This window comes from Sporomusa rhizae (genome assembly GCF_041428845.1).
Classification (GTDB): Bacteria; Bacillota; Negativicutes; order Sporomusales; family Sporomusaceae; genus Sporomusa; species Sporomusa rhizae.
Genome location: NZ_CP156925.1, coordinates 3,540,437 through 3,563,353 on the forward strand (window position 1 = coordinate 3,540,437; position 22,917 = coordinate 3,563,353).

The 22,917-nt window shown below is 44.7% G+C and carries 29 protein-coding genes and 1 pseudogene; 5 read left to right on the forward strand and 25 right to left on the reverse strand.

Going from position 1 to position 22,917, the window contains the following annotated elements:
• Window positions 1-18 precede the first annotated feature (18 nt).
• Window positions 19-786, reverse strand: coding sequence for a helix-turn-helix domain-containing protein (locus SRRS_RS16745; RefSeq protein WP_371362121.1), 768 nt, complete (start codon window positions 784-786; stop codon window positions 19-21).
• A 231-nt stretch (window positions 787-1,017) separates the two neighbouring features.
• Window positions 1,018-1,902, reverse strand: a complete 885-nt coding sequence (locus SRRS_RS16750; RefSeq protein WP_371362122.1) for a LysR family transcriptional regulator — start codon at window positions 1,900-1,902, stop codon at window positions 1,018-1,020.
• Window positions 1,903-2,060: 158 nt separating this feature from the next.
• Between SRRS_RS16750 and SRRS_RS16755 the strand changes: the two genes are divergently transcribed.
• Window positions 2,061-2,984 (forward strand): PhzF family phenazine biosynthesis protein, encoded by a 924-nt coding sequence (locus SRRS_RS16755; protein ID WP_371362123.1) that lies wholly within the window; start codon window positions 2,061-2,063, stop codon window positions 2,982-2,984.
• Between the two features lie 292 nt (window positions 2,985-3,276).
• Here SRRS_RS16755 and SRRS_RS16760 read toward each other — a convergent pair whose 3' ends face one another.
• Window positions 3,277-4,581, reverse strand: a complete 1,305-nt coding sequence (locus SRRS_RS16760) for an HAD-IIA family hydrolase (protein WP_371362124.1) — start codon at window positions 4,579-4,581, stop codon at window positions 3,277-3,279.
• A 198-nt stretch (window positions 4,582-4,779) separates the two neighbouring features.
• Complete coding sequence (locus SRRS_RS16765) at window positions 4,780-5,886, reverse strand: uroporphyrinogen decarboxylase family protein (protein ID WP_371362126.1); 1,107 nt, start codon at window positions 5,884-5,886, stop codon at window positions 4,780-4,782.
• A 237-nt stretch (window positions 5,887-6,123) separates the two neighbouring features.
• Between SRRS_RS16765 and SRRS_RS16770 the strand changes: the two genes are divergently transcribed.
• The gene (locus SRRS_RS16770; protein WP_371362127.1) at window positions 6,124-7,080 is read left to right on the forward strand and encodes a LysR family transcriptional regulator; all 957 of its coding nucleotides are present in this window, start codon (window positions 6,124-6,126) and stop codon (window positions 7,078-7,080) included.
• Window positions 7,081-7,276: 196 nt separating this feature from the next.
• Window positions 7,277-7,423 (forward strand): transposase, encoded by a 147-nt coding sequence (locus SRRS_RS16775; protein ID WP_371362128.1) that lies wholly within the window; start codon window positions 7,277-7,279, stop codon window positions 7,421-7,423.
• A gap of 224 nt (window positions 7,424-7,647) precedes the next feature.
• On the opposite strand, the gene SRRS_RS16780 is transcribed toward SRRS_RS16775, so the two are convergent.
• The 13 genes from SRRS_RS16780 to SRRS_RS16840 all read right to left on the reverse strand — a co-directional run bounded on the left by SRRS_RS16780 (window position 7,648) and on the right by SRRS_RS16840 (window position 13,426).
• The gene (locus SRRS_RS16780; RefSeq protein WP_371362129.1) at window positions 7,648-7,803 is read right to left on the reverse strand and encodes a hypothetical protein; all 156 of its coding nucleotides are present in this window, start codon (window positions 7,801-7,803) and stop codon (window positions 7,648-7,650) included.
• Between the two features lie 136 nt (window positions 7,804-7,939).
• Window positions 7,940-8,068 (reverse strand): DNA-directed RNA polymerase subunit omega, encoded by a 129-nt coding sequence (locus tag SRRS_RS16785; RefSeq protein WP_371362130.1) that lies wholly within the window; start codon window positions 8,066-8,068, stop codon window positions 7,940-7,942.
• A gap of 89 nt (window positions 8,069-8,157) precedes the next feature.
• Window positions 8,158-8,595 carry a DUF4231 domain-containing protein gene (locus SRRS_RS16790; protein WP_371362132.1) on the reverse strand — a complete coding sequence of 146 codons (438 nt, stop codon included), beginning with the start codon at window positions 8,593-8,595 and terminating at the stop codon, window positions 8,158-8,160.
• A gap of 71 nt (window positions 8,596-8,666) precedes the next feature.
• The gene (locus tag SRRS_RS16795; protein ID WP_371362134.1) at window positions 8,667-8,897 is read right to left on the reverse strand and encodes a GlsB/YeaQ/YmgE family stress response membrane protein; all 231 of its coding nucleotides are present in this window, start codon (window positions 8,895-8,897) and stop codon (window positions 8,667-8,669) included.
• A 50-nt stretch (window positions 8,898-8,947) separates the two neighbouring features.
• Window positions 8,948-9,121: a hypothetical protein gene (locus SRRS_RS16800; protein WP_371362136.1), complete on the reverse strand. Its 174-nt coding sequence runs from the start codon at window positions 9,119-9,121 to the stop codon at window positions 8,948-8,950.
• A 133-nt stretch (window positions 9,122-9,254) separates the two neighbouring features.
• A complete protein-coding gene (locus SRRS_RS16805) occupies window positions 9,255-9,476 on the reverse strand; it encodes a hypothetical protein (protein ID WP_371362137.1) in 222 nt (73 codons plus the stop codon).
• The gene (locus SRRS_RS16810) at window positions 9,466-9,579 is read right to left on the reverse strand and encodes a hypothetical protein (protein WP_371362139.1); all 114 of its coding nucleotides are present in this window, start codon (window positions 9,577-9,579) and stop codon (window positions 9,466-9,468) included. The genes SRRS_RS16805 and SRRS_RS16810 overlap by 11 nt, the downstream gene beginning before the upstream one ends.
• Window positions 9,579-9,758 (reverse strand): hypothetical protein, encoded by a 180-nt coding sequence (locus SRRS_RS16815; RefSeq protein ID WP_371362140.1) that lies wholly within the window; start codon window positions 9,756-9,758, stop codon window positions 9,579-9,581. Before SRRS_RS16815 ends, SRRS_RS16810 begins: the two co-directional genes overlap by 1 nt.
• A gap of 34 nt (window positions 9,759-9,792) precedes the next feature.
• A complete protein-coding gene (locus SRRS_RS16820; protein ID WP_371362141.1) occupies window positions 9,793-10,080 on the reverse strand; it encodes a hypothetical protein in 288 nt (95 codons plus the stop codon).
• Window positions 10,081-10,170: 90 nt separating this feature from the next.
• Window positions 10,171-11,235: a glycosyltransferase gene (locus tag SRRS_RS16825; protein WP_371362142.1), complete on the reverse strand. Its 1,065-nt coding sequence runs from the start codon at window positions 11,233-11,235 to the stop codon at window positions 10,171-10,173.
• Window positions 11,236-12,402 carry a glycosyltransferase family 4 protein gene (locus SRRS_RS16830; RefSeq protein ID WP_371362143.1) on the reverse strand — a complete coding sequence of 389 codons (1,167 nt, stop codon included), beginning with the start codon at window positions 12,400-12,402 and terminating at the stop codon, window positions 11,236-11,238. It lies immediately after the preceding gene.
• A gap of 76 nt (window positions 12,403-12,478) precedes the next feature.
• Complete coding sequence (locus SRRS_RS16835) at window positions 12,479-12,718, reverse strand: hypothetical protein (protein ID WP_371362145.1); 240 nt, start codon at window positions 12,716-12,718, stop codon at window positions 12,479-12,481.
• Window positions 12,719-13,150: 432 nt separating this feature from the next.
• Entirely contained in the window at window positions 13,151-13,426 is a 276-nt protein-coding gene (locus tag SRRS_RS16840; RefSeq protein WP_371362147.1) for a GGDEF domain-containing protein, read from the reverse strand.
• A 158-nt stretch (window positions 13,427-13,584) separates the two neighbouring features.
• On the opposite strand from SRRS_RS16840, the pseudogene SRRS_RS16845 reads away from it, so the two are divergent.
• Window positions 13,585-13,812 (forward strand): annotated as a pseudogene (locus SRRS_RS16845) (ATP-binding cassette domain-containing protein); the annotation flags it as partial.
• A 209-nt stretch (window positions 13,813-14,021) separates the two neighbouring features.
• Here SRRS_RS16845 and SRRS_RS16850 read toward each other — a convergent pair.
• The 7 genes from SRRS_RS16850 to SRRS_RS16880 all read right to left on the reverse strand — a co-directional run bounded on the left by SRRS_RS16850 (window position 14,022) and on the right by SRRS_RS16880 (window position 20,277).
• Window positions 14,022-14,747, reverse strand: a complete 726-nt coding sequence (locus SRRS_RS16850; RefSeq protein WP_371362148.1) for a cyclopropane-fatty-acyl-phospholipid synthase family protein — start codon at window positions 14,745-14,747, stop codon at window positions 14,022-14,024.
• Between the two features lie 194 nt (window positions 14,748-14,941).
• Window positions 14,942-15,715, reverse strand: a complete 774-nt coding sequence (locus SRRS_RS16855) for a hypothetical protein (RefSeq protein WP_371369855.1) — start codon at window positions 15,713-15,715, stop codon at window positions 14,942-14,944.
• Complete coding sequence (locus SRRS_RS16860; RefSeq protein ID WP_371362149.1) at window positions 15,643-15,918, reverse strand: response regulator; 276 nt, start codon at window positions 15,916-15,918, stop codon at window positions 15,643-15,645. Before SRRS_RS16860 ends, SRRS_RS16855 begins: the two co-directional genes overlap by 73 nt.
• Complete coding sequence (locus tag SRRS_RS16865) at window positions 15,919-17,136, reverse strand: ABC transporter permease (RefSeq protein WP_371362151.1); 1,218 nt, start codon at window positions 17,134-17,136, stop codon at window positions 15,919-15,921. It lies immediately after the preceding gene.
• Window positions 17,133-17,825 carry an ABC transporter ATP-binding protein gene (locus tag SRRS_RS16870; RefSeq protein ID WP_371362152.1) on the reverse strand — a complete coding sequence of 231 codons (693 nt, stop codon included), beginning with the start codon at window positions 17,823-17,825 and terminating at the stop codon, window positions 17,133-17,135. Before SRRS_RS16870 ends, SRRS_RS16865 begins: the two co-directional genes overlap by 4 nt.
• Before the next feature lies 1 nt (window position 17,826).
• Entirely contained in the window at window positions 17,827-19,032 is a 1,206-nt protein-coding gene (locus SRRS_RS16875; protein WP_371362153.1) for an efflux RND transporter periplasmic adaptor subunit, read from the reverse strand.
• A gap of 3 nt (window positions 19,033-19,035) precedes the next feature.
• Window positions 19,036-20,277 (reverse strand): TolC family protein, encoded by a 1,242-nt coding sequence (locus tag SRRS_RS16880; protein WP_371362154.1) that lies wholly within the window; start codon window positions 20,275-20,277, stop codon window positions 19,036-19,038.
• A 451-nt stretch (window positions 20,278-20,728) separates the two neighbouring features.
• Here SRRS_RS16880 and SRRS_RS16885 point away from each other — a divergent pair, with 451 nt between their 5' ends.
• The gene (locus SRRS_RS16885; protein WP_371362156.1) at window positions 20,729-21,712 is read left to right on the forward strand and encodes a response regulator transcription factor; all 984 of its coding nucleotides are present in this window, start codon (window positions 20,729-20,731) and stop codon (window positions 21,710-21,712) included.
• Between the two features lie 390 nt (window positions 21,713-22,102).
• Here SRRS_RS16885 and SRRS_RS16890 read toward each other — a convergent pair whose 3' ends face one another.
• Window positions 22,103-22,531 (reverse strand): hypothetical protein, encoded by a 429-nt coding sequence (locus SRRS_RS16890; RefSeq protein WP_371362157.1) that lies wholly within the window; start codon window positions 22,529-22,531, stop codon window positions 22,103-22,105.
• Window positions 22,532-22,917 lie beyond the last annotated feature (386 nt).

The window sequence follows — 22,917 nt, forward strand, 5'->3', positions numbered from 1 at the left end:
CATATTATAGCAATTCATTTATAGAATTACTTTCAAAAATCTGCTTTCCTTCATAATTCCCCTTGCTGACATTCCAGTCATTTTTTTATTAGTAAATGCTAAATGTGCTGCAGAATCAAATCCTACCGCTATTGCTCCAGCTGTAATACTTTCACCATCAAATATCTTTTCATACGCTTTTAGCAACTTATGAAAAACAATATAACTTTTCAGTGGAATACCAGTTTCTTCTTTGAAAAGATGTGATAGTCTACTTTCAGATAGAGCCATTTCCTTTGCTATTTGTTTCACCTGATGTTTTTCCTCTTCGCAAGCGCAGGTGTCTATCCTTCTTAATATTATCTCAGTTCTTTCATCATATCCTTTGAGGTTGTCATCTTTAAAACAATAGACAACATTTCTTATAATCTCTGAATAATCGGCGTTTTCACCCTTACTAATAGCACTTGTAAGCTGCTTTTGCAATTCGACTGCTATATCTTCGCATAAAATATAGTAGGGTTTCTCATTTAAAAAATGTACTCGCATTGCTCTTCCTAATTGAGTAGTTGGATTGATTAACATCGTAAAGTGAATTTGGTTGCCAGAATAAAACATATGCTTTGTATTCATATTAACAACAATGGCACGACAATATATTTTTTGATCATTTACATTAATCTCCAAATTTCCATCATTACTAATAAACAATTGTATCATCCAGTGCTTATGCACATCTGCTTTAACAATATTAGTTACAGCACCTAAATTTCGTCCCCACATAAAAATGTCATTTATATTTCTCACCTCTTCCAATGCATATTATATAAATAATTTCTTCATAAGAGTTATTACATTCCCTCCTATTATGGCCTTTGCAAATTATATTATCAGCATCACCTTATGCATTTTACTTAATTCAGACCCATACTACACTATTTTTTTCAATACTTCCAAACACTGCTTCCGAACCATGTCAGGTAGCTCACTAGAAATGCACTGCAGACACATTAAACAGGAGATTGATTGGGGCAACGTTCATGTAAAATAATTTGCAGACAGTTCCAGAAAAGCCTCCAAAGCCGGGGAAATCCACTTATCTTTATGATAAAGCAATTGTGTTTTTAAATTAAATGGTGGTCCTTGCCACTCAAGCTCTATAAGTTCGTTTTTCTCTAAGAAATTTCTGACCGTAACTCGCGGCAGAACCGTAATTCCCAGATTACCCGCTACGAGTTGCCTTATGATTTCAACACTATCTATTTCCAATATAGATTTAGGGCGGATTCCCTCCTTAGACATACTGAGTTCCAATAGTCTGCGGTAGCTGCAATCCGCTTCGCCTAAAATCAATGTTTCGTCACTCAAATCACTCACAGATACCTTCCCGCATGCCGCCAATCGATGGTGTGGAGACCCGAACAGGCCAATAGGCTCGGAAACAGCAATTACGGGAATAAAGTCAGCATCAACGATCTGCTGGTCCAATAGCAAGCAAACATCAATCTCGTTTTCCCGTAAAGCCTGCAAATAAGACCCATAATTTCCGTATTTCAATATCAGCTCCACCGAAGGATATAGCCGATGATATTCTGCTAATAAGCTTGGTAATCGTGTCGATAGCAAAGACTCTGACGAGGCTACTCGCAAAGCGCCTTGCGGCATATTGTTCAGATTCGCCAGACTGGTCATTTCGTTTGACAAGGATAGGATGGTTTGAGCATAGCCCATCAACTTTTGTGCTGTCGAAGTGAGAAATGTACGTCGACCAATGCGTTCAAAAAGGCGTGTCCCAAGCTCAGCTTCTAATGTACGTATCTGTCCAGTAATCGTAGACTGAGCATAGCCAAGCTCCGTGGCTGCTTTTGTAAAGCTGCCGTGTTTTGCTATCGTTACAAATGTTCGCAACTCTCTAGTATCCACACTGAACCTCCTTACTCACTTCTTTTACGGTATCGCCACTTCAATCGGTTTATTCGAACTTATCATCGAGTATTTCCAATTTTACTGATCGATTATTGAATGCTATTATAAGCTAAACAGTGATCCAAAACAAGCTTAAACTCAGGAGGTATTAGAGTATGCGATACCAATTCATCACGACGGATGTCTTTACTGACATTCTGTTCAGCGGAAATCAGTTGGCAGTTTTCCCCAATGCAGAAGGTCTGGATGATAAAACCATGCAACTTATTGCAAGGGAGTTCAATCTGTCCGAAACTGTTTTTGTATTTCCTCCAACCAATCGGGATAACACTCGCAAATTGCGTATCTTTACCCCGGGAACCGAGGTTCCCTTCGCAGGGCACCCAACCATAGGAACGGCTTTCATCCTAGCTGCAACGGGTGAGATTCCTCTGCGTGGCGAAATTACCGAAATCGTCTTTGAGGAGGGGATTGGCGACATCAACGTATCGATTACCAGTAAAGACGGCAATCCCTCGTTTTCTCAGCTCTCTGCCGGAATGCTTCCCGAGTTCGGTCCGGCAGCACCTGCCGCAGAAGAAATCGCAAAGGTACTATCATTGTCAGTCTCTGACATCACGTCAACCGAATATTTTCCACAAGCAGTTTCCTGTGGCGTTCCCTTCTTATTCGTACCGGTTAATGACTTGCAGGCGGTCAAGCGGGCAAAAGTTAATTTGTCCGAATGGGAGCGCGTGTTTTCAAATTATTGGGCCCCCCATATATATATTTTCACCGCTCAAACAGAACGTCCCGAATCATCTTTCCATGCCCGAATGTTCGCACCAGCCCTGGGTATAGCTGAAGACCCGGCCACAGGCGCCGCAGCGACAGCCTTTGCCGGTTACCTGGGTTCCCGAATCGCAGAAGGCAACACAACTTACACGAGTACAATCGAGCAAGGGTTCGAAATCGGTCGCTCTAGCCTGATACAAGTAACGCTGCACAAGGAGGACAATCGCGTAACTAGTATTAAAGTCGGCGGCACGTCGGTATTAGTCGGTCAAGGGTATATTGATGTTCCGGATAAGCCAGAGTAATGAAGCTGACTGCGGTTCCATCATTTTTTTCACAGGACGAAGGCAATAAAATTCAAATATTTCCCGCCGCCAGCCCCTATCGCCTTACGGTCATTGACCGCAACTCATTTTCTTGCCTGATCCAATCTGCCCAAAGCTCGTCATTATTTCCCTTCATCTCGTAAATGGGAATTACCTCAGCATCCCGACTATTATTCAACATTTCCGTCCAATAGGTGATGTCACGCAGAGGAGAACGTCCCCTAGTCTTTCACGGCAGCATTGTAGTGTCCTCGGGATTTCTCCTACGCATTCATCGAAGAAAAGAAAAACTTTGCTCGACTAACGCATCTGTTAGCCATTGCGGATGCATTTTTAGTAAATTAATTGGTAAATTACTTATATCAAAGAAAGCAACTTCAGCAATTTCACTATAGTCCGCTTGCATACATCCACCTGTTATGCAACATAAAAAGCTCAAGGTAATGAAATGGGTAGTAGCGCCAGAGGGATAAGAAAAAACCTGCGAAACGGGATCTGAATAGACGCCTATTAATTTCTTCACGTCCACAATCAAACCCGTCTCTTCTTGTATTTCCCGTTTAATCGCTTCTATAACCGTTTCACCAATTTCCAAGTGCCCTGACGGAAGACTCCACAGGCCATTGTCATTACGTCTAACCAATAATACCTGACGCTGTGCATTAAATATTACTGCCGCTACACCAGGTTTTACATCGTCCGGCCATGGAAAACCCGGATTTCTCCAATTCTTCACTTCTACATTAGGCTTAAACAAATCTAAAATATTAGGAATAATATTGTCTGGCATCCGATAATCGTACTTTGACGGAAAACGTAACTTATCTTTGTATAAAAGAATAGCATCGATTCCTTGCCGATGTGCTCCTAAGATATCTGTTTCCAGGCTATCGCCGATCATTACCATCCGTGAACCAGGAACAACTCTCCTGAAAACAATCGAAAAAATATAAGAGTATGGCTTACCGATAATAAACGGTTGTTTTCCACTAACCATACGAATCATCTCAACAATTGCCCCTGTCGCAATGCATCGCCCATTTCGCCCCGGAAATGATTTATCAGCATTTGTAGCAATAAATCGTGAGCCTTTCTCTAGATGTCTTATCGCTTGCTGAATTTGAGCAAAATTCGTGTTTTCATTATAACCAGCTACAACGGCTTGGCAACTAACTTCAATTTTTGTTCTAATACCAAGGGCTTCCAATTCGCTGATAAACCCTTCGGTGGCAATTGCAAAAACATCGGAGATATTATTTTCAGCTAGATACTGAGCAGTCGCCCAACCAGAAGTAATTATTTCTTCTTGTGACACTGATATCTTCATTGACTTTAGGCGATCGTATAGCTCTTGTCTAGTTGGTCGCGGATCATTCGTCAAGAAATAAACTTTTTTCCCCAGTGCCCGAAGTTTTCTGATACATCTTCTACTCCCTGCTAAAACAACATCATCACGATAAATTACACCATCGAGATCAAACAGAAAAACGTCATATTGATCGGCAATCATGAACACCCAACCCCTTCCTAAAAAAATAAGCCCGGAGAGATATCTTGACGCACTTAAATACGCCAAGCTATCCCCCTCGGGCTTTTTATGCCAATAGGTGCCCCCGCAAAGCGGGCTGTAGCGCTCGGTCGCAGCCCTCGTAAGAGGCGGAACCCTAGCTACCTTTCCAAGCTTGAAAAAATTATTATTTATTGATATTATATCATGACTATATTTTTTTGTCTTTATTTTCTATTGGCTACGTCACTCGTGGTGAAAGATGTTCTATTGGCCGGTGGCGGCCGCAATCATGGCTTTGACATTTTCAATCTTGGCGTTCGGCGGTATGGAGCAGCCGGAAGAGAGAATGAAACCCGGCCCCATGTCTTTCACCAGTTTGGCCGAATAGCTATAGACTTCATCCGGGGTGGCCAGCGCCAGCCTGGCAGCCGGAACGTCCCCTTTGATGCACATCATGTCGCCGATAACTTCTTTGACTTTGTAAATATCGGTAGCGCTGTCGGTTTCAAAAACACATTTGCCTTTCGGCAGCGACCGGAAAAATTCCAGATCGCGTTCCCAGTTGGAGTCAATGTGAATATCGGCAAACGCCCCTTCTTCCAGGATTACGTCCACTGTTTCCTTTAGGTATTTCCAAATAAAACGCTGCCAGAGCTTCGGCGAGAAAAACTCACTGGCTCCGCGGGCCGGTGACATAAACACAATGGAAGCTTTGGTCGCCCGGATTTGCTGCCGCAAGGCTTCCAGGCACTCTTGCTGGATAACGTCCAGTACAGCCTCGACCTTATCGGGGATCTTATACAAATCCCGCATAAATTTCGGCAAGGAACGGCCGCCTCCGAGCAGTTCCGGGACCGCGGTGGCGATAATGGGCGAATATATCATATACCCGGCATCTTCGAAGTTTTTCACAAATTGCGGTGTTTGCGCCAGTTCCTCCAGCGTCTGGGCAAGCGGGTAATGCAGTCTGTTGACCAGATAATCCTGCATAAACGGCGCCCAGCCCTTATTGAGGATAGTATCATAGTCTTCCACCGCCATAACTTCCCTTTCGTCAAGCTGCCACAGGGAATTGTCGGGCAGCTCCTTGCCGGGAAGTTTGACATAGGTCATAAAAATCAGCGGAAACAGCGGCCCTGCCGCATAGGGCGCATTCATACCGTCAATATCGCCGAAAGCTTTCGCGGAGTTTAGTATCGTTTGGTTCTGGATAGCAAGGCTTGAACAAAAGTCGGACAGCTTTACCCCCATGTGATTGGCGCAAAAAGCATCGGCCATTAATATTACCGGCGTTCTGTCCGGCTTTTCCAGGGCAACGGCTTTATGAACCCGCGTCTTGCGTTCTAATAATAGTTCTTGTGGTGTTTTCATGTTCCCACTCCCTCGTATATTTATTTTTATTGAAATTAATTTGTATATTATTTGCGTGCTCCAAATGAACAGATCGCTTGTATTTCAATGTTAACCCAGCTCGAAAACAGCGTCAAATTCTCATAATTCTTAAAACCATTCCCAAAAATCATAGCAAATTGTCCCGATCATCTACCGTTTCACAGCCGGTTATATTATGATTATAGTAAGATAATTAGCCAGTCAGGAGGAAACGGCATGGATATCCGAAGTTTGCAGTCTTTTATAACAGTTGCCCAGTGTCTGAGTTTCACTGAGGCGGCTAAAAGGATTTATATTGGCCAGTCGGCGCTAAGTAAACAAATTGCCGATCTCGAATCAGAGCTGGGCGTTGACCTGTTTATTCGTCATCACAGGTCTCTTGAGCTGACACCGGCCGGAAAAACCTTATTGCGCGAGGGCAATGGACTGATCGCCAGAATGGCCGATATTATTGAAAAAACCCGTCAGGCCCAGCGCGGCATCCGTGGCAGTCTGAAACTCGGCTGTTTTGGTTTTGAAAATGCCTTTCTCCCGTATTCGCTCAAACGCTTCCACTCACTATATCCGCAAATCAGCGTTGATATCCGGGTGTTAACCCTTAAAATGATTGAAGAGGCTATTGAATCCGGCGAAGTGGATATGGGGTTCACGATCATAATGGGCCGGGAACTGAAAACCGGCCGGTTCGCCCAGCGTCTAATTCAAAAAACGCCTATGTACTTTTTATTGCCCGGCGACCATCTTTACGCGGGAGTTGCTTCCCTTGATATCTCGGCCCTGGCCACCGACCCCTTCATTGTTCTGTCCGATACGGAAACACCGGACGGTTTTAGCTGGTTTATGAATCTTTGTGCAAGCAGAAACTTTACACCTAATATTGCCAGCAAGACAACCCATATGGAGAGTGTTTACTGGTATGTCGAGGCAGGGATGGGCATTTCTTTCATGCCTAAAGATCCGTCGCTGGCGCGCCATGTTCCTGCCGGGATTTCCTTAGTCGGCATGCAGGGGGAGGAAGCCTGCTGTAATATCATGGCTACCTGGAAGAAGGACTGCCAGAACCCTGCGGTATCACTTTTTCTCAAAATACTTGAAACGGTCAATCTGCAATCCGGCCAGGATGAAAAGATCGATCCGGTAACATTTCCCCGGGCAGCCTGTTCCAAGCCATAGAAAGAGCCACCGCCGAGGCAATGTCATTAAGTTAGAGACAAGGATAAATCCCAAAAAGAACCGCGTACGAAAAAAGCGCACCCTGTTCTTTTTTTATAGAAAAAGGTTGACAAATAGACGGAAATGTGCGACTAAGCCCCTTAAATGAATACATTTTAGGAGGTTTCGCTCATGAATTTTTCTGAAAACGTAAAACATGCGTAGCCTAAGGCCGGTTGAAGTCGAGAGTGTCTTTGGAAATATCAAAGGCAATTTTGACATGCGCCGATTTAGCCTTAAGGGCATGACCAAGGTGAAGTTAGAATGGGGTCTGCATTGTATAGCGTACTTCGGCTTCGGATAGCCTGATTGACTGTTTCAAAAGCAAGCTCCAGATTAGGTGATCGGCTAATGACACTGCTGATTACCTCATTGTTGAACCCATCAATAATGGCGGAAAGATATAGCTTGGATTCGCCGAAGGGAATGGTGGAAAAACAAAAATACACCTCTCATGTTCGTATAGTTTTCTTATACGACATAAAGAGGTGCCTTTTTCTTTTTTCCCATACTATGTATGGGTTCAGACTACCGGTATTTCCTTTTGTTTTTTTTCGCAGGATTGTTCTTGTTAAATTCTTCAATCATTTCATCAATATTTTTCTTTTTTTTGTCCATGCTTACGTCGCTTAATGTATCGGGCGGATCCCCTGGCATACTAGACGTTTCGTTTTTATGTATCATATTACTCCTCCAGACGATTATATTCTACAGTATAAAGCAATTAGTATTCCCCTCCTTCCTTATATTAGCGTTTTAGCCACAATAGCCCAATGGCCCGCCCTTGATCGGACGATCTTGCGGATACAATAAACCTCTCTTATTTTATGCCGATCTTAGTCCGCTGATAAACAATCTTACCCTGGGCTATTTCTTCCAGAGCGATTGTTACTGGTTTATTCGACTTGCTTTCGATTAGCGCACTCTCCCCGTTCGTAACACTGTGCAACCACTCTTTTGCCTTTCCAACTATCTAATCGACCAATGCGACGCGCAACTATGGACAAAGCAGCGCAAATACCTTTCAAAGGCTCTGGCTTAGTTTCGATTGTTAATCCAATTGGCCTGTTCAATAGAGATGTGTTCTTCGACTTGCTCCGCCAAGCGTGTAAGGCCCTCGCTCTCACTTAAACCTTGATAAGGACCAGCGGCAGATAAAAACAGGAACTTCTCACGCTTCAACCGCTCAGCCGTTGATCGGTGTGAAATCCAAAGGACTTCATATTGATTCATATATTGTATACTTTCAAAGATGGCGATTAAGGCACCCTCAATCGATATAATCCATTTTGTAATCGCCATGTCTACATGGCTAATGACCGGAATACTAATGGCCAAAGTGATCTGAAAAAATTTCAGCACCTTATACCATTTTTTGTTATAGCCGCTCTTATCAATATACCAGGCAATTTGAGATTCCATCCTCACCCAGATTGGATGTGTCGCTATGTTCTCTGAAACCGGGATCTCCGGCATAATTTCATCCCCCTTATTAATAAGTTGCGTACCGAATCCCAATTTTATTTTGTTCCTCTCCCAAAAGGGTCTTACAAAAGGATTCGAAAAATCCATAGTGCCAAGGCCGCTCCCAATGCCGCCATAACGGCAGAACCAACCACTCCATAAGCAGCCAAATCCCACATGTTAAAAACCATGGAACCCGCGTAAGCCCCCAACATCCCCAGGGCAAGATCACCGATCACTCCTAATCCGCGCCCCGGCATAATCTTTCCCAGCGCCGCCCCCACGACAAAGCCGATGAGTAAAATCGCAAACATGTCTTATCCCCCTTTGCAGCCGACAGGTTCAATACTTAATTTCGTTCCTCTTAGGGACAATTTTTTTCATCAATTCTGGCATTTTTTAGTTTACTACCAACAAACATCAGATTTTTTATCTGAGCTCTGTTAACGTCTGCGCGGGCAACATTCTGGTATATCTCAGGCCAATATTCTTCGCTCCCCCCAGGTTGTATAACAAGGTCATCTCTATTTAATTCCACAATAGCTCCTTCTTCCGGATTCGGTAAGACTTCAATATTTCTTCACGTCCTATCTTCCGCAGAATATTGTTAGTCTTTCATTCCCAGATCAACTTTTAAAAATCTGGCTTTTTATACTTCGCATTGAATATTGCTATTTTCTGATTTCGTTCGCCATTCTGGCCGGATTTACCGCCGTTATTTTTCTGCCATACTTAGCCGCCAAAAAACGCTCGATTTCATCGGGATTCAACCTGTAAACCGTCACTCCATTTGAGGATATGCTCATCAAAATCACTTTCCCTTCTGACAAATACACCTCATTCTTCAGTCCCTGCCGCCAACCTGGGTATACTAAAAAAACTTTACGCGTCATTTGCATACTCTACCGCTTCAGCGAGGATATCGCGCAAGCGATCGGGCTCACTTGCCTCGGCATAGATACGCACAATGGGTTCAGTGCCCGAGGCGCGAAACATTAACCAGCCAATACAATACCTCGCTGCAAGCGCGATGGCAGGGAGCCGTATTGCGTGGCATCGGTTTCCAGCAGAATATGTGCATCCGTTGCTTTTGAAACTGCAAGCTCAGTTTTCACTTGGTGAACATAGTTCTGACTGGTCACAATAATCATGTCGGAGGATTTCACTAACGGCAAAAATCGCTCAATCGTCTGGGTTAGGAGTGATTTATCACCATTTAAAGCGATTTATCGCCTTATCAAAAGCCACCTTGAGATCCGCCAAAGCTTTTTCGGTCCCTTCTTTCGCATCTTCCCATGCGTTTGCACCAACTTCCTTAAACTGCCCATACGTTTTTCTAAGCTCATCTCGTTTGCTTTCGAGCATTTTTACTTGGCTAAGATATTCGCTCCGCATATCAGTCTGGGCTTGAAGAACCTTGCCTCGCAGTTCCGCTAATTTAGCATTATATTCTGTAAGCTGAGCCTCGATTTTCTTCATATATTCACGTTTTTCCATTCCTGTTCTCCTCATTCTTTCGTGGGCCTTCTCCGCCCAGCTTTTGCAAATTATAAGTCCAAGGGCCAGTTCAACTAAGAGGCTAAATTTTTAGCGGGAGCACAATGACAAGTACTTCCTACTAACCGCAGCATCGTCTTTCGCCAGCGCCAAACCTGCAATGGCGTAACAGACAATGCTTTCAGCCCCTTGATTTCGATTCAGACCATCAGTTGTGATGCCGTCGCAGCACCCTCCTGTCTCGTTATCGATCAAGCCTTCTCGGCGGGAGTTCTCTCCCCAATACCAGGAGAAACTCTTCCGGGCCAATTCCAACATAGCTGCATCGCCAGTAGCTTCATACGCAGCCAAGTGAGCCAGTGTAGTTGTACAAGCTTCGAGAGGCTGCTCGTCATACTGCGCTGGCTCTCCACCGCGTATCAGCCACCCGTTGCAGCCCACCGGACGGAAATAGCCGTCACGAAAAGTAACTAAATCAAGAAAGGACAGACTTTTTCGCGCCACGCGAAGTAGTCTGTCCTGCCCCAGTCGGCTGTAAGCCGCGAACAAAGCCCACGGCAATACTGCATTATCGTAGGTAATGTTGTCTTCAAACCATCGCCACTCTTCATCCCTGACACAGTGTTCAAATCGGTCGAAAAGCGAGTCAGCCAATTCGCAAATCAGATTGTCGACTGCAGGTTTTCCGATAAGACTAAGGCCAATCAGAGCATACGCTTGGCCGCGCGACCAAGTAACGGATCGGATATTGGGCAGGGCGCGATTAACTGCATCAGTACACGCTTCTTTTATCCCCCGGGGCATAGTTGGCGATGCTTGGGTATACCCCAAGGCCCATAGGCAGCGCCCGAAACAATCCTCTGAGCCTTCTTTTTCCTTAAATCGCCGACTATAGTTCATAAAATTTCGGAACCGGCCGGTTTCATTCTGCGCATATAAAACGAAACTCAGGTAACGGTAAACCAGCGCAAGGTAAACGGGCTTCTGTAGTTTCTCATAGAGCATCACCGCCATTATTAGCGCTCTGGCGTTGTCATCGGTCGTGTAGCCCTCCAACAGATCCGGGACACTAATTCGCGCGTGCTGGAACATTCCAGTATCGTCGGTCATCCGGAAGATATGTGCATCATCAAAAGTTTTTATAAATTTATTCATTTATCCCACCAGCGCTCCGCCCGGATGGAATCCCTCTATGATTCTAATAAACAGTTGGGTATAGCGCCTAGCTACGTTATCCCATGTCATCATCCGCCCGACCGCCAGAGTTTTTAACTCCATTTCCTTTTTCCGGAAAGGGTTGCGTAGGATATAGCTCACGCATGACGCTAATGAATCGGAATCCCTGAATTCAGCCAGCATCCCCCTGCCATCGCCCAGCATTTCCTGGGCGTAGCGGTACGGAGTGGATACGACGACCCGTCCACAGCCAACCGCGTAAGCCAGCGTCCCGCTGACCGCCTGTTCTTTGGATAGATACGGCGTCATGTAGATGTCGGACAAGTGCAGATACTTTATCACTTCTTCTTTGGTCAGGTACTTGTCGACAAATCGGACATTATCCCGCACCCCGAGGCCTTCCGCCAAATCCATAAGGCTCTGCCTGTAGCTTTCGCCTATTCCCTGTCTGACATAGGGATGCGTCTTGCCCAAAATGAGATAAACTACGTTAGCGAAATCCGCCACAACTTTCGCGACTGCTTCAATACCATACTCAAGACCTTTGGCTGGACTGAGAAGACCAAAACTGCTGATGACATGCTTATCCTTCAAGTCATAACTGACCTTTAATTTTTCCCGTGCCCCAACTAGCAAACTGGGAACACCATGGGGAATAACCACTATTTTACCTGGTGTAATGCCGTATGTCCCGGCCAATATCGGGACCGAACTTTCAGCCATCGTTACCAACTTCGTGCTCAGTTGCCCAAGTTCCCGCAAAACCGCCTGTTGCTTGGTTGATGGTTCTTCCAGTACCGTGTGGGTAGTGACAACAAAAGGAATCTTCAGATTCTTGACCAAATCGATGATATATTCGCCGCATTCTCCGCCGAATATTCCGTACTCATGCTCGATAACCAGCAAATCGATATAGCTGTTTACCCAGTGGGCAGCCCTCAGATAACTTTCGTGGTCATGCTGACTAAGCCTATATCCCACCCGCGAGTCCTCGTATTCTTCTTTACCAGCAGCAACCGCAACAACGTACGGTCGGACTAAGGCTACCTTGTTAATCTCGTTCACCAGGTCCTCCGTAAATGTAGCCAAACCGCATTCGCGTGGAGGATATGTACTCAAAAAGGCAACATTTCTTCGCTCGTTCATCTTGTTACTCCTAACTTTCTTAATTCTACCTACTGTCCTTGAATCTCGGACCCGCAAATCAGTCCGCCTGCTATTATCAACAAAGAGCTTCATTTTTCGGTTCGGGGCATTTCCGGATATATTCCAGTAAATCGCCCAGAGAAGCGGTAGCCATGGCTATGCAAGAATCCGCTCCTCCATAATAGATTTTCAGCAGGCCGGTCTTATCGTCCAGCACCAAACCGCTGGGAAAAGCCACATCATCAACGTCCCCCTCCCTCTCATACCACTCGGTCGACCCGAACATGGTAGCCGCCGGATTAAACACTGTATGCACGGGATACGGCCAATCCTTAGCTGTCAGAATAGGATTATTGGGATGCCGTTGAAAAATCTCTTTATATATATTGTTTTCGTTTTCAATTTGGGCTCAAATCTATTGTTGCCCATAAAAAACCTCCTGCGTTTGGATGTTCGTCCTTCGTTTTTTGCGATAAAAAAACCGCCTACAAGGATATTCGGCGCGTGCCGGCGAGTGTGATGCGTCACACCCAATCTTCCGTATCCCGTGGCGGTGGAAATCTATATTGTTTTTAAATAAAAAAACCGTCTTCAAGGATACCAAACTTAAGTGTTAACGAGTTATTTCTCTCGCACTTAATCTTAAGTATCCCGAAACGGCTAAACCGATATGTTGTTAGCACTCGCCGTCATTGACTGCTAACGTTTATATTTAGATTGTACAATGGTTCTTGTTCTTTTGTCAAGTTTACCCTTTACAAATAAGTGAGTAACTTGCGCCTGCGCTTATGGCCAGACCATAGGAAGAATTAAACTTCGCCTCGACTTTATAGCGAATTTGGTCCATAACGGCATATGCCTCCAGTAACGAAGCCCCGGAAAAGATGATGGCAAATTCATCGCCACCCCAACGCGTAACAATATCGGTAGTCCGGGCAGTATTCTTAAAGATAGCCGCCAGCTCCAACAATACCAAATGCCCGGCGGCATGACCATATTTATCGTGGTACCCTTCTATCGGCACTTTAAATTTACTTTAGTGCAGCACAAAAAAAGGCAGGCCATTGAAGTTATAACATTGCTGCGCTATGATATAATGATATATCTTTCACCAGAAAGTCACAGAGATGTAAGTTGAAGGTTCTATTATATGGGTAAACCATGAGAAAGGAGACTCACATAATGGAGTTTTTAAAAATTGAAAATCTATGCAAGGTCTACGGCAAGGGCGAAAACCAAGTTACCGCGCTTGACCATGTTTCGCTTACAATCGAAAAGGGGGAGTTTACCGCAATCATCGGCTCCTCCGGCTCCGGCAAATCCACATTGCTTCACATCATCGGCGGCGTGGACGTGCCGACAAGCGGAAAGGTGTATTTGGACGGGCAGGATGTATATGCCCAAAAGGAAAGCCACGGGGACGGTGGTTGTGTCTTCATTTGAGACATTTCCACCGTCCCGTGGCTTTTCTCGGTTTATCCGGGCTTTGCAACGTGAAAAGGGGGCAAAAAAAGCAGACGGTTTTAAACCGTCCGCTTTTGCCGTTCTGCCGTTTACCCGCCGCCGCACGTTTTTTTGTTGACCGTCAAGCGGCAGGATTCTTATTATGTGGTCGCCACTCAAATGACTTTAGCAATCAACTGAACAAGATTAAAATACTTTCCGCCCTCAGCCTCCATCATTTTGATGTCCTCAGCGACAATGGGATGAGAACCGGTCAGCCATTCTTCCCACGCCTGTCTGCAACAGGCCATTTCGCGGCTGTCCACCATTTCAATGCCCTCGGCCCTCTTCCACAAATCTTTCCACCAATCAAGAGAGTGCAGGGTTCTTTCCATCTCGCTATTCCAAAACGGCTCCATATCATCGGGAACATTTTTTCCAAATTCGTATTTTAAGCCGGGAATAGCCACGGCGATATAGCCGCCCTTTTTCACAAAAGGAATGAGCGACGGGAGCATTTCCGCCGTATCACCGAAATAATGGTAAGCGTCCACAGTAAACAACAGGTCAAAATATCCGTTTGCGAAAGGCAATCCTTTGGTCGCGTCTACTGAAATCGGAACGGCTTTATCGTCAATCCCGATAGATTTGAAACGCTCATAGTTTTCAGTCGGTGAAATCCACAAGTCGGCGGCGAAAACTTTTGCGCCGTATTTTTGTGTCAGCAAGAGCGTGGAAAGACCGCACCCACAACCGAGGTCAAGTATACGCATATTCTCATTGACGTTTAGGCATGACGCTAATTCCTCTGCTACTCGCATGGCATTAGGCCCCATCATGCTAGCTTTCAAAAATTCCATGTTATTCTGACTGGAAATAAATTGATTTGTAAATGTGTACATAATATTCTTCCTCCGTTAATCCTTTATCTTGCTGCTATAAATTATTATAGTAGTTATATTATTACAATGCATTCTACAAGATAATTCAGAAACAAAAAAGCGACACGGCAAAATCACCATGTCGCTCTCACTTTAGCATTGACTTTTCCTATCAGCCAATATTTTGCCCAACTAAGATTCTCGGTTAATTTTCTTTACCAAAAATACTTTTCCCACAACGCATGTAGCGAAAACCCAGGCCTGCAATGCCTAGTTATGGCGGCTTTGATCAAGCTGGGCAGTCGGCTAAACTGATACGGACTGTCATTAATAAGGTAGGTCCAGGTAGTTGAAGGACCCTTGAGGCCGGCTTTCAGCATATCGATCCCGTCTTTTCCGATCGCAACGGTCTCGAAGGTCCTAACTATTTCAGAGTCGATATTGTCCATCATCTCATCAAATGCTTCTATGGCAATTCTGTGAAACTCGGTAAGAGGATCTTTCTTGCCTACTGCAACCAAATGTATCCCTTCCCGTTCATAGCTGATATAGTCCAAATAATCAGCCCAACATCTGTTGATCTGATAAAGGGTAATTTGCTTTTTAAACTTTTTTAAAACGTCCTCCCCGATTTGATCTCGAAGCATACAGTACCGATCAGCGGCTTTTGCCGATAAAGGATCTAACGATTCCTTATCCAGTAGTATGTCCTGACGTTTGGTATGAATAATACGGCGCTGCTGCTCGATAAGAAAAGAGTATTTCCATAGTTGCCTTCTCATGTCGGAATTGTATCCCTCGACAATCCTCTGGCCTCTTTCCACCGCGCACAATACAGCAGGATCGTTGATCGGCGCTTCCTGTTTTGTTGGAAATTTTCTGACGGGAATTAGCTTCGCGATATCATATTTTTTTATCAGATCATCTTCCAGGCTAATAAAAAATCTGCTTTCGCCCGGGTCACCCTGACGACCGGCCCGGCCTCTAATTCAAACGGTTTTACAAGATAATCATCGACTCTTGAATCCAATCCGAGTACCCGATCAACAAGATCAGCCTTAGCCGAAAGCATCAAAATAGGGCTTTGATAGCCTTTCTTCCGCAAATATTCACAAACCTCCAGCCCGGTTAGACCGGGCATCACCCAGTCTAAAACAATTACATCATAGGGTGAATACCCTGTAAAGGACACTTACTCATATTTCAATGCATCAATCGGATGTAAGCAAGAAGCCTTATAGGCAGGATAATAACCAAACCCGATGCCAACACTTGCTGAGAAGAGAAAGGCCAGAAGAATGGATGTGGCAGTAAATACCGGTGGGGCTTCGGTAAAGGAAGCCAGCATATATCCGGCAAATACTCCCAGTATAATCCCCAATATACCGCCAAGCATGGATAAGACAAATGCCTCCAGCAAAAACTGCAGTCGGATGTCCTTGGTTTTGGCACCGACAGACATTCGGATTCCGATCTCCCGGGTCCGCTCTGACACAGATACCAGCATGATATTCATGATACCGATCCCACCGACCACAAGTGAGATAAAGGCGATAGAACCAAGCAGCATGGACATGATGGTCGTTGTCTTGCGCCGCGCCTCGAGAATCTGGCTTATATTTCTTACCGCAAAGTCATCGGCCTCACCGGCTTTTATCTTATGGCGCTCACGCAGCAATGACTCTGTCTCATGCTGAATAAATCGCAAGGAGTTCATGGAAACGCCTTTAATGAAGATATTGTCGATATTCCCCGGCGTATTCTCGTGAACCAGTCTGCTTTGCGCCGCAGTTATAGGCACCAGGACAAAATCGTCCTGATTATTGCCTTTGGTGTTTCGCCCTTTCGAGGCAACCACGCCGACAACGGTAAAGGGCACTTTATTGATGCGTATGGATTTGCCTACCGGTTCCTCATTAAAAAACATCTTATCGACAATCGTCTGGCCAAGAACAGCCACTTTGGCAGCCTGCCGAACATCACTGTCATTTAAGCCCCGGCCTTTGGCGATTGTCCGGTCCTGAACGATTGCATAGGCGGCATTGCTGCCTGTCACATTCGTGCTCCAGTGTGTATTGCCATAAATCAACTTTACAGAAGACTCTATAATCGGTGCTACTGCATTAATTCCTGATACTTCACGTTCAATTGCTTTCGCATCATCCATCGTAAGCGGGTGGGTTTTGCCGGAAGAAGACAAGCCAGAGTGATCAGGAAATACCATGACGGAATTACTGCCAAAGGCAGCAATCTGTTCATCAATGCTTTTATTTGCACCCTGCCCGACAGCAAATGCCGCAATGACGGCCGCCACCCCAATGATGATACCGAGCGCCGTCAGCATAGACCGCGTCTTGTTTCTATACAGAGCCCGTATCGCGATTCTAATTATCTGCTGTGTGGAAATCATGATTTGTTCAACCTTTCATCGCTAATAATGCGGCCATCCTTGAAGTGAATCATCCGATTTGCATAGGCCGCCACATCCGGCTCGTGGGTAACCAAAATGATGGTAATGTCCAATTCCCGGTTCAATTTTACAAACAAATCCATGATTTCATCGCTGGTCCTGGAATCAAGGTTTCCCGTAGGTTCGTCAGCCAACAGTATGGGCGCTTTATTCACGATACCGCGTGCAATCGCGACCCGTTGCTGCTGGCCGCCTGACAACTGCGCAGGCTCATGATACAACCGTTCTGACAACCCTATCAGTTCAAGAGCTTCAATTGCTCTTTTGCGCCGTTCATTTTGCGGCATTCCTGCATAGATAAGCGGCAGTTCCACGTTCTCCAGCGCGCTGGTCTTAGGCAACAAATTAAAGCCTTGAAACACAAAGCCGATCATTTGATTACGGATGCTGGCAAGTGCGTCGGAATCAAGGCTGCTTGTATTCTGCCCATCAAGCCAGTACTCCCCGGAACTTGGTTTATCAAGGCATCCCAAGAGATTCATAGTAGTGGACTTGCCCGAACCTGACGGGCCCATCATTGCAAGGAACTCACCTTTGGTAACAGACAGGTTAATGCCGTGAAGAATTTCCAGTTCTTCCTCATCCACCTTAAAACTCTTCCGGATATCTTTTAGCATAACTAACGCCATACTAATTACCTTCCTTTTCCATGAAAATTCCAGTAATTACTGTCGCGCCTTCGTTCAGACCTGACAGGATCTCCGTATTCTGTCCGTCGGTAATCCCTTTCACCACTTCCTTCTTAACAATGGTCTTGTTCTCCAGTGTATAGAGGGTAGGAGTAGCTACTGCTGCCACCGTCGGCTGAGAGAACGAGTTCTCATCACCCACATCCGTAGTAGGATCAACCGGTTTAGGATCAACCGGTTTAAAACGGAATGCTGAATTTGGCACTATCAGAATATCATTTTTCTGCTGAACAATCAGAGATACTTTAGCGGTCATGCCGGGAAGCAGTATCCCGTTATCGTTGGATACGCCAACAATCACTGCATAGGTAACCACATTATTATTGTTCGTTTTGGGTGACAGACGGATTTGCGTAACTTCGCCAAAAAACTTTTTTTCCCCATAGGCATCAACGGTAAATTCTGCCTTCTGGCCCTGTTTAATCCCGCCGATATCCGCTTCATCCACATTGACTTCGACCCGCATCTGTTTTAAATCTCTTGCAATTTTGGCAATGCTGGGAGTTGAATAGCTGGCCGCAACCGTTTGTCCCTGCTCGACCAGCTTAGCGACAACAACACCGTCAACGGGCGAATAAATCTTGGTGTACCCCAGATTGATCTTTGCTCTAGTAAGCACAGCCTCCGATTGTTTTATTCGCGCTTCAGCAGCCACCACTTGCGCTTGCGCGGTCAGATAGGCGCTTTCGTTGGCATCGACTTCTGTTTTAGCAATCAGATCTTTAGCGGCCAGCTTTTGTGTCCGTTCAAGATCTTTACCGGCTTTGGCAAGAAGCGCCGTATAGTTCATCAGATCCGCTTTAGCGGTAAGCAAACTGGCTTCGGCCTGCGTAACCTCGGTTTCCTGCGTGGATGAGTCAATTTCCGCAATCAACTGTCCCTGTTTTACACTGCTATTATAATTAATGTATATTTTAGTAACCGTACCGGAGATCTGGGTTCCCACGTCAACTGTTTCAACAGCATCAAGGGACCCGTTCGCTTGTATGACCGAACGGATATTGCCGCGGGAGACTTGTGTCGTTTTATAGTGTATTTCCTCCTCACTGATCTTTGTTATAAAAAAATATCCGCCCCCCAACAAGATTACTACCAGTCCCAGTACCATTTTTTTATATTGCAATATTTTTTTAAATTTAAAATTCATTCATTAGTCCCCCATTGCCTTTTCCAGTTCAAGCTGTGAACTTTTATATCGATACAAGGCGGAAATGGTTTCTGTCTGTGCAGTTGCATAACTCTCGACCGCATCAGATATTTCCAGACTATTGCCAACACCGGCCATATACCGTTCTTCGGCCAGATTTAGAGTCTCCTTCGCCTGCGTCTCTGCTGCAAGCGCCGCTGTCCAGGTTTCTTTTGCTTCATATAAACCCTGCCATGCTTTGCGGACTTCGAGCATAACGGAATTTCTCAGACTATCAAATTCTGCCCTAGAAACATTGCGTTCTGCCGCCGCTGCTTCAATTTTGCTGCGAGTAAGACCGCCGTCCCATAGCGGCAGAGAAAGGGAAAGACGGGCATTCCAGTGGCTGTCATCAAACGGCGCTGAACCCGAAAATCCATAGCCGGCAGACGCCTTCACACTGGGTTCCCAGCCTTTCTTCTGATAATCGAGATTTAACTGGGCATATTGATCCGTCTTCTGCCGGGCAATCAGTTCCGGACGATGGGCAATCGCACGGTCAATAGCCTCTTCAATAGTAATATCATAGGGCTGATAGGCTAAATTGTCGTCAACGGCATCAATTTGGCGCAGCGGCTGGCCCATTGCAGATGCCAGTTCCGCCTTGAATTGCGCAATCGCTGATTCGGTCTTGACAACCGCCAGCTTGGCATTAGCTAAATCGACTTTAGCCTTGGTTACCTCGATTTTTGCTTTTGTACCAGCTCCGTAGTAAGATTCAGCCCAGCGGAAACGCTTAGCATAGTTATCATAACGGGTTTTGGCAACATGATTTTGCCGTTCATGTTGATTTAAACTATAGTAAGCCGCCCGGACATTGGCGATAACCTTTTTTTGAACAGCAAGGTAGTCTGCATCAGCGGCCTCTTTACTTACTTGGGCGGATTTGATCCTTAGACTTGTCCTGCCAAAGTCGTACACCAGTTGCTCTATCTGAACGCTGGTATCATAGCTTTTGTTACTTTTGGCACTGCCAGAGCCAGTTCGTGAATACGATGCTCCTGCACTAAATTGTGGTTTGGTACCAGCGTGAGACTGCTTGATCTCAGCTTGTTTAGTCACCACTTTGTTTTGCGCCGCAAGCAGATCGGGATGGGTTTGTAGAGCAGTACCTACACATTCCTGAAGCGTAAGTGCAAATGCTCTACCAGGCAAAAGTATCTGGCAGAACAGGAAGAATATCATAAATATATTTATTCTTTTCAACGAAGTGCCTCCTTGATCAAAAATTACGCTTATCCCCATGTAATGACAATTTACATTTAGACGATCTTGCCTCCTGTGCAAAATATTGTGACCACAAACTAACCTTGGTCAGTCATAGGGTAAAAAAGATGCACACTTCCCATGCATTTTACAGTTCCTTCAAATTACCATGCTGATTAATATCAGCAACTAGGCAGCAACTAACTTCCCAGCAATACTTTCTTGGTTTATCAACAGTGGAAAGAACTTCCCTTTGAAATAATTGCCCCTACAATCTCTCCAAAGATAATTGAACTAAATACCGCCGGACATAACAATAGCACCAAGGTACCATTTTATTCGTTAGTACCTTAGTGCTATTCAAGAAATCCACGTTTTTTAATGTTTCTCCCAGCATGTTATATGGTATAATGGTGGTAATTTATAATAATGGAGGGTGTGGCCAGGAGTAATGGAAGAGATTTTAATGGATGTGCTATTCTTTTTACAGACCGTTTCGCTACTGTTGGGGGCTTCCGGTATAACCCTGATAGTCTTGCTGGCGAAAAGATATGAAAATGCGCTATATAAATGGTTGAGGGCTTTTGTAGCAACCTTTTTCTTATACCAAGTCACCAACTTTCTGTTTTTTTATCGCTCCTTTTATGTCTGGGAAATCAATGTCGGCATGATGCTTTTTTCTGATATCAGCTTAGTGGCACTTTTATATACCTGGGTGAGGGTGGCCGGTAAAGTATCGGGCAAGGAAATAAAAAATTGGTTCTTTGACAAAAGCCTTAAGGTTATCGGTTTATCCTATGTGTTGGCCTGGCTGTTCATTTATCTTTACGCTATGGATCAGGATTTTAATATATTGACCACGTGGGGAAAAGCTCTGGGCATCGGCATGAACAGTATCCTCTCTGTTTCTGCGTTGGGAGGTTGCACGGGTTATCTGGTAAAGGGCCTGAAAGGGACAGACCAGGGAACAAAAAAAGCATTGTTGACTCTGGGGGCAGGGTTGATCCTGTTTCTATTTCTGTTCTATTGCCAGGATCTCAAGATGTACATTTATCCTTTCGCCCCTGAATCATCCGGCCTTTTCCTCTTTGATTCGATAAGCGCCGGTCTTTATCTGCTGCTGAACATTCTTTTTATTACCTATATCTACAATGAAAAGCTGTTTAATAAGACTTTGGAACCGGACGTAGCTTCGGGACCGGACTGGGCTGGCGGAAGTCAACAGTCCATCGAGAATATTAGCGTGCAGTATTGTCTTACCGACCGGGAAAATGAAGTGTTGCTTCTGGTGTATGAGGGGCACAGCAACTCGACAATAGCCGGCATGCTGTGTATCTCGCCGTTCACGGTGAAAAGGCACATTAACAATATTTTTCGCAAGTTAGCCGTTAAGACCCGGATGGAGCTGATGCAGCTTATCATAATGGCGAAATAGGCAATGACAGTCATTGATAGCACCAAGTGCCAGTTAATAACATGGTATTTTGGTGCTATTGTTATTTCAGCTATAGTCTTCAGAACATGGTCGTTAGGAAATATCTACAGTTATATTTACCATAACAGAGGGAAGTTGTTTATTTATTGACTTTTTCAGTGGTTTCGAAGCGTCCTGACGCTTCCTGTGAAACTATTCATGAAAACGTTATTTCTCTCTATATAGGAAGCGAATTAGAAATTCTAAAACCATCATAAATACTTATAGAAGCCCATTGTCACTCATATACATTTATTATCAATAAAAATAGCCAAACAATATAAGTTAACATTGTTTGGCAATATTCATCTGACTTACTGCTTGCTTAAGGGCATTCTTTTATTTTTATGCCTATCCTTTTTGGTTTAACCAGTTTCCAGAGAATTTCTCCCACTGATAATCATAGGAGTTTCGCAATTTTATTTCGGCATCAATCCGCCGCAAATCTGCAGCAATATGGTTTTTCTCAGCTTGGGCGGCCTCTATGGCAGCATCATTGTCCTCTATGATTTCCTGCAGCTTACCTTCAATCAGCAAAATTAACCTTTTCATTTCCTCATCAGCCGTTGCAAGAATTACAGTACTGTCAGTTTCTTTCATAAGTGTTTCCCATTCTTGCAAATATTGCGCCCGCTCCCGTAAAAGCCGCAATAAGCCTTTCATTTTACGCTGCTGAATAAATTGCATTTGAAACTTAGTATTCGTGCTGATCTTCTGAAGAATGTCCAGTTTCCTGGTCAACTGTTCACATACCACGCTGCCAGCTTGCTCTACCATCATACATCAGCTCCGACCGGCAAAGGAAGAAAGAAAGGAAGCCTGAGATGCCAGTTTTACCAAAGCAGTTTCCAGGTTGGTAAACTGCGCATAAGAGCGACTTCTCAGATTATCCAAACGTTTTTGTTCGCTTAATTGAAAAGTGAGATGCCACTTTGTAAGCCGAGACGCCATTTTGTAAATTGACAACTGAATATTTGTAAACGAAACGCAGTTTTTGTATCCGAAATGCAGGATTTGAAAACGAAAAGCCACTTTTGTAACCAAGATGCAGTTTGATTTTTTCGTTTTTCTGAAGTATCATGGTGAAAATGGGCATGCCAAATGGAGGTCGATTCCCTCTCGATTTTTTTGTAATCGGAGAATCCACCCCTGTTCCAGTTATGGTC

Coding starts and splice junctions, on each gene's coding strand:
- SRRS_RS16755 (WP_371362123.1), top strand. CDS start 2,061: ATGCGATACCAATTCATCACGACGGATGTCTTTACTGACATTCTGTTC.
- SRRS_RS16765 (WP_371362126.1), bottom strand. CDS start 5,886: ATGAAAACACCACAAGAACTATTATTAGAACGCAAGACGCGGGTTCAT.
- SRRS_RS16770 (WP_371362127.1), top strand. CDS start 6,124: ATGGATATCCGAAGTTTGCAGTCTTTTATAACAGTTGCCCAGTGTCTG.
- SRRS_RS16775 (WP_371362128.1), top strand. CDS start 7,277: ATGCGTAGCCTAAGGCCGGTTGAAGTCGAGAGTGTCTTTGGAAATATC.
- SRRS_RS16780 (WP_371362129.1), bottom strand. CDS start 7,803: ATGATACATAAAAACGAAACGTCTAGTATGCCAGGGGATCCGCCCGAT.
- SRRS_RS16790 (WP_371362132.1), bottom strand. CDS start 8,595: ATGCCGGAGATCCCGGTTTCAGAGAACATAGCGACACATCCAATCTGG.
- SRRS_RS16795 (WP_371362134.1), bottom strand. CDS start 8,897: ATGTTTGCGATTTTACTCATCGGCTTTGTCGTGGGGGCGGCGCTGGGA.
- SRRS_RS16805 (WP_371362137.1), bottom strand. CDS start 9,476: ATGACGCGTAAAGTTTTTTTAGTATACCCAGGTTGGCGGCAGGGACTG.
- SRRS_RS16810 (WP_371362139.1), bottom strand. CDS start 9,579: ATGTTTCGCGCCTCGGGCACTGAACCCATTGTGCGTATCTATGCCGAG.
- SRRS_RS16820 (WP_371362141.1), bottom strand. CDS start 10,080: ATGGAAAAACGTGAATATATGAAGAAAATCGAGGCTCAGCTTACAGAA.
- SRRS_RS16825 (WP_371362142.1), bottom strand. CDS start 11,235: ATGAATAAATTTATAAAAACTTTTGATGATGCACATATCTTCCGGATG.
- SRRS_RS16830 (WP_371362143.1), bottom strand. CDS start 12,402: ATGAACGAGCGAAGAAATGTTGCCTTTTTGAGTACATATCCTCCACGC.
- SRRS_RS16850 (WP_371362148.1), bottom strand. CDS start 14,747: ATGTACACATTTACAAATCAATTTATTTCCAGTCAGAATAACATGGAA.
- SRRS_RS16865 (WP_371362151.1), bottom strand. CDS start 17,136: ATGATTTCCACACAGCAGATAATTAGAATCGCGATACGGGCTCTGTAT.
- SRRS_RS16870 (WP_371362152.1), bottom strand. CDS start 17,825: ATGGCGTTAGTTATGCTAAAAGATATCCGGAAGAGTTTTAAGGTGGAT.
- SRRS_RS16875 (WP_371362153.1), bottom strand. CDS start 19,032: ATGAATTTTAAATTTAAAAAAATATTGCAATATAAAAAAATGGTACTG.
- SRRS_RS16885 (WP_371362156.1), top strand. CDS start 20,729: ATGGAAGAGATTTTAATGGATGTGCTATTCTTTTTACAGACCGTTTCG.
- SRRS_RS16890 (WP_371362157.1), bottom strand. CDS start 22,531: ATGATGGTAGAGCAAGCTGGCAGCGTGGTATGTGAACAGTTGACCAGG.